This window comes from Marinobacter sp. LM1, from assembly GCF_042763285.1.
Taxonomy (GTDB): Bacteria; Pseudomonadota; Gammaproteobacteria; order Pseudomonadales; family Oleiphilaceae; genus Marinobacter; species Marinobacter nauticus.
Genome location: NZ_CP114373.1, coordinates 2,357,085 through 2,373,145 on the forward strand (window position 1 = coordinate 2,357,085; position 16,061 = coordinate 2,373,145).

Below are 16,061 nucleotides of genomic sequence, written 5' to 3' on the forward strand. Positions count from 1 at the left end.
CGTTACAACGGGCCGTACACTCAAACTTGCCAGATTCACCTCTATGTTGGTCTGGCTGATGGCTTTGCTGTTCGTGAATTCTGGTCTCGCGCTAGGCCAGGAATCGGGGACCGGATCAGCCTATATTGCTGGATCTGGAAACGCGGCTCTGGATGACCACGTTGCTCGCCTGCTGACAGAACAGCTTGGCGACCAGGTCACACTGGAGCCACTGACTGAAAGCCAGCTCGCCGTTCTCGAGAATGAACCAGTGATCGCAATAGGGCCTGCCGCATTCTCACGGGTGCGCCAGGCCAACAGAGATCTTCCGGTTTTGGCATTACTGGTTGATAAGGATTTCATCGAGGGGTATACCACACGATTTTCCGGCCAGGTTTCTGCCGTCTATTACGATGCGCCCTTATTACGGCAAGCCTTGACCGGCAAGGTCATCCTGCCCCAGGCAACCCGCGTCGCCTTGCTTGCCACGACCGAAAGCGTAGAACTTTACGAACCCCTCATCGATCAACTGGCACCCTACGGCCTGGAGGCCAAGGTCTTTATTGCCGATACCGAGGATCAACTTATCCCAAGCCTGATTCGTGCCCTCAGCTTCGGTGATTTTCTGCTTGCCGGACAGGATGATGCCATTTACAACCCACGCAATATCAAACACATTCTGCTAACCGCCTATCGCAGGAACAAGATCCTGATCGGCCCGAGCCAGGCCTACGTCAAGGCCGGCGCCCTCGCCTCCAGCTACGCGCCGTTCATTGAGATGGCTGAGCTTGCAGCCGGTCACCTGATAGCCTATTTCGACTCCGGTACCTTCCCGGCGCCAACCTACCCGGACGAATACCGGGTTGAGGTAAACCAGCAGGTTGCGCGATCCCTGAACATCCCGATGCCAGAACGGGAGTGGATTGCCCAGGCGGTACAAAACATGATTAGCGAGAACAACCAGGAGGCCGGCCAATGAGCAACACAGCCAACACTCCCGGCATGTCGCTCTCGCGGCGCCTTCTCCTGCTTGGCGCCCTGCCCGCGGTCGTGATTTTTGTGGCGTTGATGGTTTTCTTTACCTCAGCCCGTCTCGAAGATGCCCGTCTGGATCTGGCCCAAAGCAGTCAGATGCTCGCAGACAGCCTCGCCCCAGCACTTGAGTATGCCGTGGTCTCCGGTAACTCAACGGCTCTGGAGCAGGTCCTCGGGCAGTCCCTGAAACGCAGCAAAGCAGACTGGATTCGCGTGACCGACGTCGTTGGCGAAGAGCTCGGTTTTGTCAGCCGAGGTATCGAATCGGAACATACAGCAGACGGAATCTTCGACATCTATGACGCCGAGATTCTGCAGGAACCACTGGAGATCGGTTCTGGTGGAGCGGGTGACTGGTTTACCGGCGGCTGGAACTTCAATTCCGGATCGCTTCGGGTGGGACTGGTGCAAGTCGGGGTGAACCCCGACGTTCTGGAAACCCGAAGGCAGGATATTCTCTGGAGCTCCCTGACCGTGGGCTTTGCCTTGCTGGTGTTCAGCCTGCTGCTGGCAAACCATTTCCTGAACAATATCCTTCAGCCCATGCGACAACTGTCCAGCCGCGTTGGCAAGCTGATTGTTGGTGACTACACCACGCAACCGGTCTCCAGCAAGGGCAGTGCCCGGGAAATTGCGGAGATACAGCAACAGTTGAACGAACTCGCAGTTCATCTGGAACAACTTCGGTCTGCCCGGGACCAGACACTGGCGATTTCTGAAAGTGCCCGGGAGAAAGCGGAACACGCCAGCCAGGCCAAGTCAGAGTTTCTTGCCACCATGAGCCACGAACTTCGGACTCCCCTGAACGGCGTGCTCGGCATGGTTGACCTGATTCATGAAGAGCCGTTGACCAAGCGCCAGAGCGACTACCTGACCACGGCCCGGCAATCCACGGAAGACCTGCTGACCGTGATCTCCGATATCCTGGACTACGCCAGAATGGACAATGGCAATCTGGTATTGGACCAACAGGCCTTCGATCTTCAGAGCCTGTTCACCAATTGCGTCGCCTCCTACCGTCACGCCGCAGAAAAGCAGGGGCTGAGCCTGGATCTCCAGTTCCTCGGTGAATGGCCACGGCATCCTGCCGTGCTTGGAGATGCGCCGCGGGTGAGGCAGATTCTTGCCGGGCTGATCGACAACTCACTGAAGTTCACCAGCGAAGGATTCGTCGGCATCCGGGTGAACTGGCTTGAGCTTGAAAACCACTGCGTACTCGTCCAATGCTCGGTTAAGGATTCAGGCTCTGGTATTCCTGCGGAACGACTGCAAAGTGTCTTCAACAGCTTTGAGCAGCTGGACGCCGGCGATAACCGGGCTCACGGTGGCACAGGGCTTGGGCTGTCGCTGGTTCAGCGCCTGGTCGAATTGATGGGTGGGCATGTGCAGGTGGAGTCCGACATCGGCCAGGGATCCTCATTCCGGTTCGAGCTGCCTTTCGAGCTAGCCTATCAGAATCCTCCAACCGATGAGCCACGGGAACAGGTGACCGGTACCGCCCGGGCCCTGGTGGTCGAGGATAACCTGGTGAACCAGAAAGTAACGGAAGCGCTGTTGCGGAAGTTCGGATTCCAGACCGAATGCGTGACCAATGGTACCGATGCTGTTAGACGAATCAAAAATGACCACGAAGGTTATGATGTCATTCTGATGGACTGCCAGATGCCAGTAATGGATGGCTATGATGCCACCCGTATGATCCGCGACTGGGAACAGGGAAATGGTCAGAGCGGCGTACCCATTATCGCACTGACCGCCGATGTGTCTGAGGATACTGAGAAAGCCTGCAAAGAAGCAGGTATGAACGACTATCTGACCAAGCCCGTGCGAAGGGATACGTTGCGGGAGGTACTCTCTCGCTGGATTCGCGTGTAATAACGAGCGCCGGAGCTGGCAGGCTTTGCACTCCGGCGCTATCCACCCTGTCAGGCCACCGGCTCTCGCATGGTGACAAACTCTTCAGCGGATGTCGGGTGAATGCCCATCGTAGCGTCAAACTGGGCCTTGGTGGCACCGGCTTTAATAGCCACCGCCAGTCCCTGGATGATTTCACCGGCATCCGGCCCAACCATATGGGCGCCCAGTACCTTGTCTGAACTATCATCCACAATCAGCTTCATCAGACAGCGCTCATCACGGCCGCTCAGGGTGTACTTCATGGGGCGAAACTCGGAACGGTAAATCCGCAGCGAATGCCCCGCGTCCCGCGCTTCTTTCTCGGTCAACCCGACCGTTCCGATATTAGGCTGACAGAAGACAGCGGTCGGTATTGCGCTGTAGTCCATATCACCCTGGCCATCACCAAACAGCCGCCGGGACAGCACCATGGCCTGCGCCAGCGCAACCGGCGTTAGCTGCGGCGTTCCGATGACATCACCAAGGGCGGAGATGGACGGTACCGCCGTCTGGAAATGATCGTTCACCTCAACATGACCCGAAGCATTGAGTTCCACTCCCAGATCGGTCAGCCCGAGTCCGTCTACGAGCGCGCGGCGACCTGTCGCAGCCATAACCAGCCCGGTCTCCATGCTGCTGCCATCGCTCAGATTCACCTGGTAGTGAGCATTCAACTGCTCGACAGATTCAATCGTGACATTGAACCGGAGATCCACGCCTTTCTTGCGCATCTCCTGTTCCGTGAACTTGCGGATATCCTCGTCAAACCCTCGCAGGAACAGCTCGCCCCGGTACAGCAGCGTGGTCTCCACACCAAGACCCGCGAGAATGCCGGCGAACTCGACGGCAATGTAACCACCGCCCCAGACCACGGCGTGGCGAGGTAACTGTGGCAGGTAAAACATCTCATTGGAGGTGAGCAGAAATTCCTTGCCGGGAACATCCGGAACCACTGGCCAGCTGCCCGTGGCAACTGTGATGTGCGCTGCCGAAAAAGCTCTATCACCAACGATCACCGTGTGAGGGTCGCGGAGACTGGCCGTACCCTCAATGATGGTGACGCCGGCATTCTCGAGCAATCGGCCATAAATGCCATTCAAGCGCTCTATCTCGGCATTCTTGTTGGCGACCAGCGTTGGCCAGTCAAACGAGACATCGTCTGTTGGCACAGACCAGCCATATCCATTTGCATCTTCGAGCTCTTCCCTGACGTGCGCTCCATAGACAAAGAGTTTTTTCGGAACACAACCCACGTTAACGCAGGTTCCTCCCAGATAACGGGATTCAACCACCGCCACCCGCGCACCGCGCTGGGCCGACATGCGGGCGAGCCGGACACCGCCGGAACCGGCCCCGATAACGATCAGATCAAAATCATGGCTCTCAGACACTGTTTCTCCTGTTTACTTCAAGATTGCTGCTGCCGGGGCTCACTCGACTGATCTTCGTCTGCGAGCACTTCCCGGAACAACACGTGGTCTTCAAAATCACCAAGCCGGATCTTGCCCAGGCTTCGGAACCCCTCGGATTCATAAAACGGCAGGTAACGGCTGTTCCCGGTATCGAGCACCAATCCACTGCCCCGGGGGGTTTCCTCACACAGGCGCTCCACTGCCTGCAGCAACATCCGACCATACCCCTTGTGCTGGTATTTTGGGTTGACTCCCATCAACGGCAACTGATGCGCCTGCCTCTGCGGCAAAAGGTCGCGAATCCTGCGATGATACTCCAGATACCGGCGCGTAGATGAAAAGCCCGCCGTCAGAACCATACGCACCCGCCAGCCAAGCTGGTCTGCCAGATTCAGCCTGAGTTCCGGCTCACCTACAAACGCAACCGCGACCAGTGTTTCGTCCACCATCACACCGATGGCATCCTGATTCAGCTCCAGATAAAGGTCGATCAGTTCCCGGATGGTCGCCCTCACCCTCTGGCTGTAACCGGGTTTCCGGTGATCGAACAGGTACTGGAATGTCGGCTCCTCCCGATAGGCATGAAAAAGCACCGACTGGGCCTCGTTTCGTGCCGTCTCGTCCAGGCGAACCAGAACAGCTTCAGCATTATTGTTGTTGTCTGCCATCGTGTTGCTCCCTCGCTAGTGTGGGGTCACGCTTGCCGGTCAGATCGCCAGCGTAAGCCTCACGGATACCTGCCCGGGCCCATTGCCCCGATCAAGTGCGGCCTGGTCAATCACCACGCCATGATTACTGTGCAAACGCTCAAGCCAGGCTGCCACATCCGCATAGGCGGCGTTTTCAAGCCAGACCCGGATGGCACCCTCACCGCTGGGCTCGAAGCGTTGCAAAGAAAGCCCCGCCTCTCCGGCTGAACGAGTCACCAGGGCCATCAATGCCCGCCCGTCTTCCGGCTTGTCAGCCCCTGCCGCAGTTGTCGCTGCGCCACCAGCCGAGCCCAGGCGCTGAATGGTCGTCTCGTTAGCCCGCATCCAGGCCAGGAGTTCTGCGGCATTCTCACGACTCGAGGCAGCCCGGTCATGAAACTGAGTCACCGGCTGCCAGATCAGCAGATAAATCAATGCCAGCAACAGGGCTATACCCAGAGCAGTCAATGCCTGACGGTCGCGGGTGGGTAACTGATCATAGCGAGCAATCAGTTTGCCCACGGCTGGTTGATCCTTGATGCGTGACCACATGGGCTTATCCTCCTGAGACCGTGAGGCGGCCTCGGGCGCCGCTGGATTCGTTGACCACGGAACCGATCTGGGCCTGCAGCCCTTCGCTGGCCAGTCCGTTACGCAGACGGCTTAACCGATCATAACTGTCGGCCCGGATATCCACCACGAGTTCGCCCCGGCTCCGGCTGTAGTTGATCGAGTTAAAGGTAACAGCTCCGGGATTCTGCAGCCGGCCGTACTGATCGCCGGTGTATTTCATCAGGGTGATAAAATCGACGTCAGAGCCCTGGGAGCCAGCAACCCGTAACTGGCCTTCGATCACACGTCGTACGTTTCCGGCATGGGTTCGGCGGTCCGAGGGAAAGGCATTCCGGTAAACTGCCATGGCCTGGCTTTCAAGCTGCTCCGCTTGCTGCTGCTGGTAGATTCCCATACCGATCTCCAGCCCCATCTGGATCACGAACCAGAGTGATGCTACGGCGATAAGCGGCTTCCAGGGTTTCAGGGGGCTGCTGCCCTCCGCCTTGAACGCGAACGCCCCCTGGCACAGATTAATGGGCTGGCTCAGGTGATGGTGGTACGACCACGCCAGGAACTCGGTTACTGAAAACTCCAACGGCTTCTTTTCGATACGAAGAAGCCCGGTGGTTCCCGAAAGCTCGCTCACCAGGGCCTGGCTCGCGTCCAGATCTGCCTCGGTGCCATATAGCTGCACCGGAATTTCGGCCACCACTTCGTCAGACGAAGGCGCAGCAAGTGTCACTGCAAGCAGCGGAAGATTATCTGCCTGCATGCGCAGCCACTCTCCCCGCTGGCTCTGCAGGAGTGCCGACTCTGCATCCAGGCAGATCACCCATCCGGATTCCGCTGCCGGCAACAGTGAAGCGTCAGGATAGACGGCCTCCAGACGGGCGTGGTACCAGCCAGAAAACAGTTGGCGCCAGCGGGCCATCTGCTCGCGATCGATGGCAGCAACCCGGTAGCCCTCAGGCGTGTGCGGCCCCAGCGCGAGATGCACCGAGTCAATGTCCTGGGCTATCTGCTCCTCAACGGCATACGGCAGGGCCTGCTGAATAAAACGGGTCTGTTTCGCCGGTATATCCGCCAGACAGAAAACCGCCTCGTCACCGGGAATCAGCCCGATCAGCAGCACTTTCTCCAGCGCATTCTGTGCCAGCGTTTGCTCGATATGCTCCCGTGTATCAGCCGTGCCTCTGGCCTGAGCATCGCCACTGGCATCCTGGAGCACCCAGCTGAACAGCTGGGCATCGGGGCTCTGGTCCGGGTCCGCATACGGAGGCACCGGCCGGACAAAAAGGCGGTAAGACATGGTTATCCTTCTGAGAAAGTGTAAGGTTCCTTGGTAATGCGATTCTTCTGCCCGGTATCCCTGTGAACCGTCCGGACTTGGCCCTCCGGGTTTCTATACACGGTGCTGACCATATTGACGACACGATTATCGTAGGTAATCCGTGAGACAACTTCAAAAAAACGGGTCTGAAGCGTTAACCCGTTGGCTTTCAGGCCCATCCCCGAGAACTCCGGCAGTGCCAGGAAATCCTGAAGGTTTTCGAATCGTTCTTCTTCGCGCTTGGCAATAATCGATTCCGCCTGAGCCTCATTCATATCCTCGTGCAGACTCATCAGAACCTGCGCCGTCGCAGTATTCACGTTAATGCCGACGCCAGAGACTGGCAGTGCCACCAGATGAGGCCGCAGCGCAGCATAGATTTCCTCGGTCATGCCCTCAATCAGACGCAACTCGGTAATGGAAACAAAGGGCTGGTTGCCAGTGCGATACGGAGGGTCTGCCATCAGATACTGGCCGTCTTCGGCGCCATAAGCACTGATGGCCTGGTCGTCGGCGTCCATCCAGTCAATGAGCGGGTCTACGGTGAGGCCGGTGATACCCAGAGCACGAAATAACCGGGTGAGCCGGTCTTTGGTGATGGGGTCCACTTCTCCGCTCGCGGTGACCAGATTATTCAGGTTGATTCTTCCTCCAAGATCATCGATCTGGACCTCGGCAACACCACTGTCGTCCAGAGGCAGAATGGCAGCGTGCATGGCCCAGAACTCATCCGGGCTGTCGACCATCACACTGTTTTCCTTATCCTCTTCGTAGTCCCGAACCAGAATACGCTTGGCAAATTCCTCGGCACCCAGAGCAATACTCTGGCCTTGTTGCTGGGCCAGGTAATGGCCAGCCTTGAACACCCGCAGGCTTTGCTGGCGGGTCATGCCCGATGCCATCAATACCACCAGAGCCATCGCCAACAGCACCATGATCAGGGCGACGCCCTGCTGCCTGCTCCCGGCAAACTTAATCATTGCCGGTCACCCCGCCCGCGGCCTGGCCAGATCCGTCTTCAGTCGCGTCATCTTCCGACTCGGCCTGGGTCTCCTGTTGCTGATTGATCACCGCCTGAGCCTGCGACGGTTCAAAATCCGGCAAACTGAACATGCGGACCAACTCACCAAAGCGTTCATGTTCCAGTGTAATCTCAATCCCGCGAGGCAAAGAGATGTCGGGTCGGGTTCCCGGCGTCATCTGCGCCAGAGCATCATCTTCCGGCCATTGCTCCTGCCAGTTACCGTTCTCATCCAGAAACCGGATTTCAAACTCCAGAACCCCGTCCAGCATCAGAATGTCCAGGCTTTCGTCTTCCTGCCCCTGATCCACCACAGGCCAATACCGACGGCGCAGTTCAGTTCCGGTATATTCCCAGCCGACGCGCTGCAGACCGCTACGCCGGAGACCAAGCGGATTGCGCCAACCCTGGCGGGTCAGCATCAACGCAAACGCATCATCCCTTGAGGTTAAGGACGGTGAATAATCACCATAAACATCCCGGGCGGGCCGGTTGATGATCTGGGTGATGTCACGTTCCAGCAGCAACATGGTTTTCTGCAAACCGTCGAACGCCTGGGCAACCTCATCCACCCGGTCCCGGGAGTTCATTACACTGCTCACCACCTGCCAAACACCCAGCCCGATCACGGCTGTGATAGTGACGGCAATCAGTACCTCCATCAGCGTAAAACCGGACTCCCCGGCTAACCTGACCTGGCGCGCGGGCATGCTCATCAGGTTTCTCCCAGGAAGGCAGCCAGGGTATGGACGGCAAACGGTTCTGATTGCGCCCCGGAGTATTTGGCTACGGTTACCTCAATCCGCCGCATCGTGGGCTCTGCCGTAGCCTCAACAACGGTGGTGACCCGCCAGCGGAAATTTCCGAAGTCGGTATCTTCCGAATTCTCCGAAATCCCTGGCAGCTCATCCTGAAGCCGTAGTTCGTTAATCCGGTTTTCCGCCACCCAGCCTGCCAGCGTCTTGTCACGTATGCGCTCGAAACTGGTGATGTAATTCCCGCCCACTTCGGCGGCGGCCGTTGCAATCAGACCGAACACGAGCAATGCGACGAGGACTTCAATCAGGGTGAAACCACGCTGAGGCCGACTCATGACTCATCCCCGGAACCAGGTTTGCGCCATTCCAACGGCGAGACGCCATCTGAAGCAACCACGTGCATCAGGTCAGTGTCCCGGCCCAGGGTGAATTCGATTTCAAACGGTGTGGTTTCACCACTGGAGAAGAACACCACGTCTGGCCTGAGCCGATCCTCGGCCGAGGCCAGTCGCGGAGCGTCACTTTCGATATACTGGGTAACGGTCAACCATTCCGGGAGGGTTCGCTTGTGGAATATGCGCTCACCTGAGGATTTCCACTCGCCTGTCTTATCCTGAAACGCCACGAACCGATAACCGTCTTCTTCCAGCAGCAAGCCCATTTCCAGGTTATTGAGAACCGCCTGTTCCTGTGCCGTTTGCATCAGGAGGTAGAGCTCCCGAACCTGGCTTTCCAGCTCGCGCTGCTGGGAGCTGCCGGCCATATTGAACACCGCCAGTGCCGCCAGCAGTCCGACGATGATCAGGACTACCAGAATCTCGATCAGCGTAAAGCCGTTTTGGTCAGCCCTGCGGCCCACAATCAATCAGTTCCCGCTGTCCCAGACGCTGATATCAGCGGCATCGCCATCCCCGCCTTCCTGGCCGTCAGAACCATAGGAATACAGATCGTACGGCCCGTCTACACCAGGGCTGACATACTGGTAGTTGTTACCCCAGGGGTCTTCGGGAACATTTTTCAGGTAGCCATCCGGGTTCCAGTTCTTGGGCTCAGGGCTGCCGCTGGGCTTGTTGACCAGTGCTTCAAGGCCCTGCTGGGTAGAGGGATAATGGCTGTTGTCCAGGCGATACAGGTCCAGTGCGTTGGCGATGTTACTGATCTGGGTTTCGGCCACCGTTACTTTGGCCTGATCACTGCGCCCCATGATGTTGGGCGCCACAATTGCCACCAACAGGCCGAGAATGACCATCACTACCATGATTTCGATCAGGGTGAAGCCCTTGGTCCGGGCCAGCGCTTTCGGTTGGTTCATGCTCATAGTTTCACTCATCTTGGGTCCGTTGTTTCTCGTCGCTTTCAGAAAAGTTTTCTGGCTTCCTTGCTGGCCCGACGGCGGGCCATCATCCCACCAGGTTGCTCATGTTCAGAATCGGCAGCATGATCGCCAGAACAATAATCAGCACCACCGCCCCCATGAACAGCAGCATCATGGGTTCAAACAATCCCACAATAGCGGCGATCTTGGATTGCAGGGTGTTTTCCTGCATGCGGGCCGTGCGTTCAAGCATACTGTCCAGCTCGCCACTGGCCTCGCCACTGGCAATCATATGCAGCATCATTGGCGGGAAGTAACCGGTCTGGTCCAGTGAACGGTGCAACGATCCCCCTTCACTGACCTTCCGGGCAGCCTCCCGCAGTTCCTGCCGGAGATAATCGTTGGAAAGCACCTCCCCGGCAATGCGCATCGCTTCAACCAGTGGTACACCACTGGTGGTCAGAATGCTCAGGGTACTGGCGTAGCGGGCCGTATTCACGCCTCGTACCATGCCTGCAAACAGCGGCAGGTGAAGTAGCCGCTTGTGAAACTTCAGGCGCACCGCCGGTTTCGTCAACGCGAAACGGAAGCCGATGATCGCCACCACCAGCAAGACTAGAAGGTAGACTCCGAAACTGCCGAGAAATTCCGACACCGAGAGCATAGCCACCGTCAGCCCGGGCAGCTCCTGTCCCTGCTTGAGAAAGACCTCGATAATGTCGGGCACCACATAGGTGAGCAGGAACACCACAATGGCAATAGCTACGACACTCAGGATAATCGGGTAAATCGCAGCCAACTGAATCTTCTGGCGGGCTTCTTGGCGACTTTCCGTGTAGTCCGCCAGCCGGTTCAGCACCAGGTCCAGATGCCCGGCATGTTCACCGGCAGCGACCGTGGAGCGGTAGAGCCGGGGAAAGGCCTTGGGGAATTCACCGAAGCTGTCCGCCAGTGTGTAGCCTTCCATCACCTTGGCCCGGATAGCAATCAGCATGCTGCGAATCCGCGGCTTGGTGGATTGCTGGGCGGCCGCACTCAGTGCCTGCTCGACCGGAATCCCGGACTGGATTAGCGTGGCCAGCTGCCGGGTGACCAGCGCGAGATCGGCTGCGCTCAGAGAGCCGCGGCTACTCAGTGGGTTGCTACGGGCCTGTTTTTCTACGGCCGCTTCTACCGCCAGCGGGGTCAGCCCCTTTTCCCGGAGTTGCTGGCGCACCGCTCTGGGCGCGTCGGCTTCCAGCACGCCCTGTTTCTGCTTGCCTCTGGCATCCAGAGCTTTGTATTCGTAGGCCGGCATGGATTACTGGCTCCGGTGGGTCACACGCAGTACTTCTTCCACCGTGGTTACGCCATCCAGAATCTTCTGAACGCCATCGGCATGAATACTCGGGCTGTGCAGGCGGGCCTCCCGTTCCAGATCCAGCTCCCCTGCGCGTTTATGAATAAGGGTGCTGATTTCTTCCGTGATCTCGACCACTTCGTAGATACCAATCCGGCCCCGATAGCCCAACTGGTTACAATGCTCACAGCCTTTGGCGCGGAAGATGGTGGGCGGGTTGGCCGGGTCCTGCTGGAGGAACTCACAATGCTCTTCGGTAGGCATATAGGGCTCGCGGCAGTGGGTACAGAGCACCCGCACCAGCCGTTGCGCAACGATACCGACAAGACTGGAGGAGATCAGGAAAGGCTCGATACCCATGTCCATCAAACGGGTAATGGCACCCACGGCGGTATTTGTGTGCAGGGTAGACAACACAAGGTGCCCGGTCAGACTCGCCTGAACGGCAATCTCCGCGGTTTCCAGATCCCGGATTTCCCCGATCATCACCACATCCGGATCCTGGCGCAGAATGGCTCGCAGGCCCCGAGCAAAGGTCATATCCACTTTCGGGTTCACCTGGGTCTGACCAATGCCCGGCAGGTTGTACTCGATCGGATCCTCGACCGTCAGTATATTGCGGCTGCGATCATTGATTTCCTGCAGCGAGGCGTAAAGCGTGGTGGATTTACCGGAACCTGTGGGGCCTGTCACCAGCAGAATACCGTACGGACGATAGATCAGCTTGCGCAGGGTTTTCAGATCCTGCCCGGCCATGCCAAGGGATTCCAGCCGAATGGTGCCCGCCTGTTTGTCGAGCAGGCGCAACACCACCCGTTCACCACTGGACGAGGGCATGGTCGACACCCGGATATCGACTTCCCGGCCGGCCACCCTCAAAGCAATGCGGCCGTCCTGGGGTACCCGTTTTTCTGCAATATCGAGTTTTGCCATAACCTTGATCCGCGAGACCAATAATGGTGCCAGCGCCCGTTTGGGCTGGACCACTTCCCGCAACACGCCGTCAATCCGGAACCGGACAATCAGCTGTTTCTCATAGGTTTCGATGTGAACGTCCGAGGCGTTGGTTTTGACCGCCTCGGTAAGAATGGCGTTAATGAGGCGGATAATGGGAGCGTCGTCCTCCTGCTCCAGCAGATCCTCCGTTTCCGGAACCGAATCGGCCAGAGAGGCCAGATCCATGTCGTCACCAATCCCCTCCACCATTTGCATGGCTTCCGCCGAATCGTTCTGATAGGCGGCATTCAGGGCCTGGTCGAAGCGGTCCGGCTCAACGGTAGAGAACTTCGCCCGGCCACCGCTCACGCGGTTCGCCTCGGCCAGTGCGGCATGGGAAGCCCCCGGGCGCACGAGAATGACCGGTTCGCCCTCTTCGTTGCGGGTAAGGATGACTCCGTTACGCTTGGCGAAAGTAAAGGGAAGTCTGCCCAGCGGCGCATCCTGCGGCTGAATGTCGGTTTGGGTGGTCAAGCTCGTCCTCGTTAAATCCGTCTGGTCACTGATTGTTCTTATGGGGCCACCCGTTGCGACGGCCCTCCACGTTGTCAGCGTAAGCAAAAAGGCTACCACAGGAATGGGAACCACTGAACAACTCTATACACTATACTGCCACTAATTCATTGCAGTCTGATAACCTGTGAGCTTTTTACGATTTCCCAATGCATTCAGGAACGACAATGCTTGCAATTGATCGAAGGACTCCGCTGCTTCTGGCCATAGCAGCAGCAACGGCCATGCTGGCGCTGACCGGCTGGCAAGGCTATCAGTTCTGGCAGAATGAAACCCAACGTACCCCGCCCCAACCGACCCGGGAAGCTTCAACAGGTGCAGATCAGGCCAGAACCGTGCCTGATGTTCAGTTGTCGGATCTGGAAGTGTTCGGCTCGGCGACTGCCACCCCGCAAAGTGAAGACACCAACACAGAAAATCTGCCGGAAACCAATCTGCGCCTCTCCCTGCGTGGTGTCCTGGCAGCAGACGGCGACTTCCCCGGCAGCGCCCTGATCGAAGATGACAAAGGCAAAACCGAGGCCTTTCTGGTAGGTGATGAACTGCCCGGAAATGCCAGGCTTCGTACTGTGTTTGCCAATCGGGTCATCATTGAGCGATCCGGCAAACTGGAAAACCTCTACTTCCCGGAGACCGAAGATCGCTCCGGGGTCGATTTCGCAAGCAATGACGAGCCTGCTTACGAAGCTCCCCCACAGCAAGAGGTTCAGGTGCAGAGAGCACGCCCCCAGACCAGCGCCTCGTCGGCCGACCAGCAACAGCGGCGAGAGGAAATTCGTCAACGGCTGGAACAGTTACGCCAGCGGCTTCAGAACAACAACTGAGGCCCGCCATGGAAGCGGCAAGCAGACTCATACGTTGCCAGTCCCTGTTGCTTCCCCTCATCCTTACCGTGTCTGTTGTCAGCGCTCTTGAACTAAGCAGTCGCCTGATGACTTATGTGCTGGAAGAGTTCGGCGAAGCCGCGCACCAGCGGCTTGAGAACTGGCAACGCCTGCACGCAATGGCTGCCAACGCTCCGAGAGATCGCCAGCTTCGGCTGGTTAATTCCTTCTTCAACCGGGTGACGTTTGTCAGCGACATCCGCCACTGGGGCCAGGAAGATTACTGGGCTACCCCCGTTGAGTTGCTCACCACCAACGGCGGTGACTGTGAAGACTTCTCCATCGCCAAGTACCTCACCTTGAGGGCCATGGGCGTCCCGGATGACCAACTCCGGATTATCTACGTCAAAGCACTGGAGCTGAACCAGGCCCATATGGTCCTGGCCTGGTATGAAACGCCGGGCTCCGACCCGTTGATTCTCGACAACCTGATCAATGACATCAAACCGGCATCCCAGAGAAACGATCTGGAACCGGTTTACAGCTTCAACGGTGAAGGCCTGTGGCTGAACCGCACATCCGGCGACAATGCCAGAATTGGCGATGCCCGGAAGCTGGAGCATTGGCGGGATCTTAACGACAGGCTGACCGAAGCCCTCCGCCCTTAAAAAAAACGCGCTGTGAATACCGATTGTCGGTAAATGACAGCGAGCTTGTCGCTCTCTGACACTGGTAACGGCCGGCCAGCCGTTAGAATGCCCGCAATTCGATAAACGATGGAGCAGCACAGAATGCGACGCTGGAATGGATGGGGTGACGAACAGTTCTCACTGGAATTACCGGAGCAAGGTCAGGCCTTTCTCACAGATCGTGTGGGAGGCGGCTCCCCGCTGGCGGATATCACCCTGCATGCAGCCTGTGAGCAGGTTCCGGAATCCCGGTTGCCCTCAGACCCACAGGTTGATGACCTGATCGACCGAAGCCCGGAAACCCGGGTCCGACACGCCCGGGGCCAAAGCCTGCCAGACTGGCTGGCCATGCGCAGCGGTGATATTGGCGAGTTCCCGGACGGCGTGGCCTTCCCGAACACCAGTACCGATGTACGCGCCCTGCTCCATTACGCCAACGACAAGGATATCCAACTGATCCCCTACGGGGGTGGCACCAGCGTAGCTGGGCACATCAACCCGGTAGACCAGGGCAAACCGGTTCTGACCGTCAGCCTTGCGAATCTTAACCGCCTGATGGATCTGGATCGGGAGAGCCAGATCGCCACCTTCGGAGCAGGCACCCCCGGCCCGCTGGTGGAATCCCAGTTAAGAGCCCATGGCTATACCCTGGGACACTTCCCTCAGTCGTTCGAGCTCTCCACGATTGGCGGCTGGGTGGCATCCCGCTCCAGTGGCCAGCAGTCACTGCGGTACGGCCGTATAGAACAGCTGTTTGCCGGCGGCCGGATTGAAACCCTGCAAGGCACCCTGACAATCCCCACCATTCCGGCCTCCAGCGCCGGCCCGGATGTCAGGGAAATGATCCTCGGTTCCGAGGGCCGGCTGGGCCTGATTACCGAGGTCAAAGCCCGGATCAGCCGTCTGCCTGAACAGGAAAGCTTTCATGTGGTGTTCTTCCCGGACTGGGACAAGGCCCGAACCGCCGCTCGCAAGCTGGTTCAGAACCGGGTTCAGCTTTCCATGCTACGACTGAGCAACGCCATTGAAACCGAAACCCAGCTGGCACTGGCCGGGCATCCGAAACTGATCGGGCTACTGGAACGTTTTCTGGCGTTTCGCGGTGCGGAAGACGGCAAATGCATGATGACCTTTGGCGTAACCGGCAGCAAAGCCCAGTGCCGGGGAGCACTTGCGGAGGCCCGCAAACTCTGCAGTGACTACAAAGGGGTCTATACCGGCACAAAACTTGGCGCCAAGTGGGCGGAGAAACGCTTCACCATGCCCTACCTGCGCGAAGCCCTGTGGCAAATGGGCTACGCCGTGGACACCCTGGAAACCGCCACCGACTGGGACAACGTTGATACCCTGATGAACCGGATTGAAACCAACCTCAGGGAAGGTCTGACAGACAGGAACGAGCGAACCCACGTATTTACCCACCTGTCTCACTTTTACGGCCAGGGTTGTTCCATCTACACAACCTATGTTTTCCGGGTTGCGGATAGCTATAACGAGACCCTGAGCCGCTGGCAACATCTGAAAAACACCACCTCAGACCTGATCGTGCGGAACCGGGGCACCATCAGCCATCAGCATGGCGTAGGCAAGGACCATGCCCCCTTCCTCCCTGTCGAAAAGGGAGAGCTGGGTATGCGTGCAATTCGTTCGCTGACCCAGAGCTTTGATCCGGACCAGCGCCTGAATCCCAAAACTCTGCTGGATTGAAGT

At 58.0% G+C, this 16,061-nt stretch carries 16 protein-coding genes; 5 read left to right on the plus strand and 11 right to left on the minus strand.

The window, feature by feature from the left end; translation table 11 throughout:
• Positions 1–43 precede the first annotated feature (43 nt).
• Positions 44–958 (plus strand): ABC transporter substrate-binding protein, encoded by a 915-nt coding sequence (locus tag OZ656_RS11045; RefSeq protein ID WP_041656790.1) that lies wholly within the window; start codon positions 44–46, stop codon positions 956–958.
• Positions 955–2,889 (plus strand): ATP-binding protein, encoded by a 1,935-nt coding sequence (locus OZ656_RS11050; RefSeq protein WP_011784852.1) that lies wholly within the window; start codon positions 955–957, stop codon positions 2,887–2,889. Before OZ656_RS11045 ends, OZ656_RS11050 begins: the two co-directional genes overlap by 4 nt.
• A gap of 50 nt (positions 2,890–2,939) precedes the next feature.
• On the opposite strand, the gene gorA is transcribed toward OZ656_RS11050, so the two are convergent.
• The 11 genes from gorA to gspE all read right to left on the minus strand — a co-directional run bounded on the left by gorA (position 2,940) and on the right by gspE (position 12,799).
• Positions 2,940–4,301 carry a glutathione-disulfide reductase gene (gene gorA / locus OZ656_RS11055; RefSeq protein ID WP_011784851.1) on the minus strand — a complete coding sequence of 454 codons (1,362 nt, stop codon included), beginning with the start codon at positions 4,299–4,301 and terminating at the stop codon, positions 2,940–2,942.
• Positions 4,302–4,318: 17 nt separating this feature from the next.
• Positions 4,319–4,990, minus strand: a complete 672-nt coding sequence (locus OZ656_RS11060) for a GNAT family N-acetyltransferase (RefSeq protein ID WP_011784850.1) — start codon at positions 4,988–4,990, stop codon at positions 4,319–4,321.
• A gap of 39 nt (positions 4,991–5,029) precedes the next feature.
• The gene (gene gspM / locus OZ656_RS11065; protein WP_011784849.1) at positions 5,030–5,563 is read right to left on the minus strand and encodes a type II secretion system protein GspM; all 534 of its coding nucleotides are present in this window, start codon (positions 5,561–5,563) and stop codon (positions 5,030–5,032) included.
• A gap of 4 nt (positions 5,564–5,567) precedes the next feature.
• The gene (gene gspL / locus OZ656_RS11070) at positions 5,568–6,875 is read right to left on the minus strand and encodes a type II secretion system protein GspL (RefSeq protein WP_011784848.1); all 1,308 of its coding nucleotides are present in this window, start codon (positions 6,873–6,875) and stop codon (positions 5,568–5,570) included.
• 2 nt (positions 6,876–6,877) lie between these two features.
• Positions 6,878–7,876: a type II secretion system minor pseudopilin GspK gene (gspK, locus tag OZ656_RS11075; RefSeq protein WP_278349979.1), complete on the minus strand. Its 999-nt coding sequence runs from the start codon at positions 7,874–7,876 to the stop codon at positions 6,878–6,880.
• The gene (gene gspJ, locus OZ656_RS11080; RefSeq protein ID WP_011784846.1) at positions 7,869–8,633 is read right to left on the minus strand and encodes a type II secretion system minor pseudopilin GspJ; all 765 of its coding nucleotides are present in this window, start codon (positions 8,631–8,633) and stop codon (positions 7,869–7,871) included. Before gspJ ends, gspK begins: the two co-directional genes overlap by 8 nt.
• Entirely contained in the window at positions 8,633–9,010 is a 378-nt protein-coding gene (gene gspI, locus OZ656_RS11085) for a type II secretion system minor pseudopilin GspI (protein ID WP_011784845.1), read from the minus strand. The genes gspJ and gspI overlap by 1 nt, the downstream gene beginning before the upstream one ends.
• Positions 9,007–9,534, minus strand: a complete 528-nt coding sequence (gspH, locus tag OZ656_RS11090; RefSeq protein WP_014421646.1) for a type II secretion system minor pseudopilin GspH — start codon at positions 9,532–9,534, stop codon at positions 9,007–9,009. The genes gspI and gspH overlap by 4 nt, the downstream gene beginning before the upstream one ends.
• A 6-nt stretch (positions 9,535–9,540) precedes the next feature.
• Complete coding sequence (gspG, locus tag OZ656_RS11095) at positions 9,541–9,987, minus strand: type II secretion system major pseudopilin GspG (RefSeq protein WP_031210904.1); 447 nt, start codon at positions 9,985–9,987, stop codon at positions 9,541–9,543.
• An 88-nt stretch (positions 9,988–10,075) separates the two neighbouring features.
• The gene (gene gspF / locus OZ656_RS11100; protein WP_011784842.1) at positions 10,076–11,287 is read right to left on the minus strand and encodes a type II secretion system inner membrane protein GspF; all 1,212 of its coding nucleotides are present in this window, start codon (positions 11,285–11,287) and stop codon (positions 10,076–10,078) included.
• Positions 11,288–11,290: 3 nt separating this feature from the next.
• A complete protein-coding gene (gene gspE / locus OZ656_RS11105) occupies positions 11,291–12,799 on the minus strand; it encodes a type II secretion system ATPase GspE (RefSeq protein ID WP_278349980.1) in 1,509 nt (502 codons plus the stop codon).
• A 206-nt stretch (positions 12,800–13,005) separates the two neighbouring features.
• On the opposite strand from gspE, the gene OZ656_RS11110 reads away from it, so the two are divergent.
• The 3 genes from OZ656_RS11110 to OZ656_RS11120 all read left to right on the plus strand — a co-directional run bounded on the left by OZ656_RS11110 (position 13,006) and on the right by OZ656_RS11120 (position 16,058).
• Positions 13,006–13,662, plus strand: a complete 657-nt coding sequence (locus OZ656_RS11110) for a type II secretion system protein N (protein WP_011784840.1) — start codon at positions 13,006–13,008, stop codon at positions 13,660–13,662.
• Between the two features lie 8 nt (positions 13,663–13,670).
• A complete protein-coding gene (locus OZ656_RS11115) occupies positions 13,671–14,330 on the plus strand; it encodes a transglutaminase-like cysteine peptidase (RefSeq protein ID WP_011784839.1) in 660 nt (219 codons plus the stop codon).
• Between the two features lie 123 nt (positions 14,331–14,453).
• Complete coding sequence (locus tag OZ656_RS11120; protein ID WP_011784838.1) at positions 14,454–16,058, plus strand: FAD-binding oxidoreductase; 1,605 nt, start codon at positions 14,454–14,456, stop codon at positions 16,056–16,058.
• The last annotated feature ends 3 nt before the right edge of the window (positions 16,059–16,061 follow it).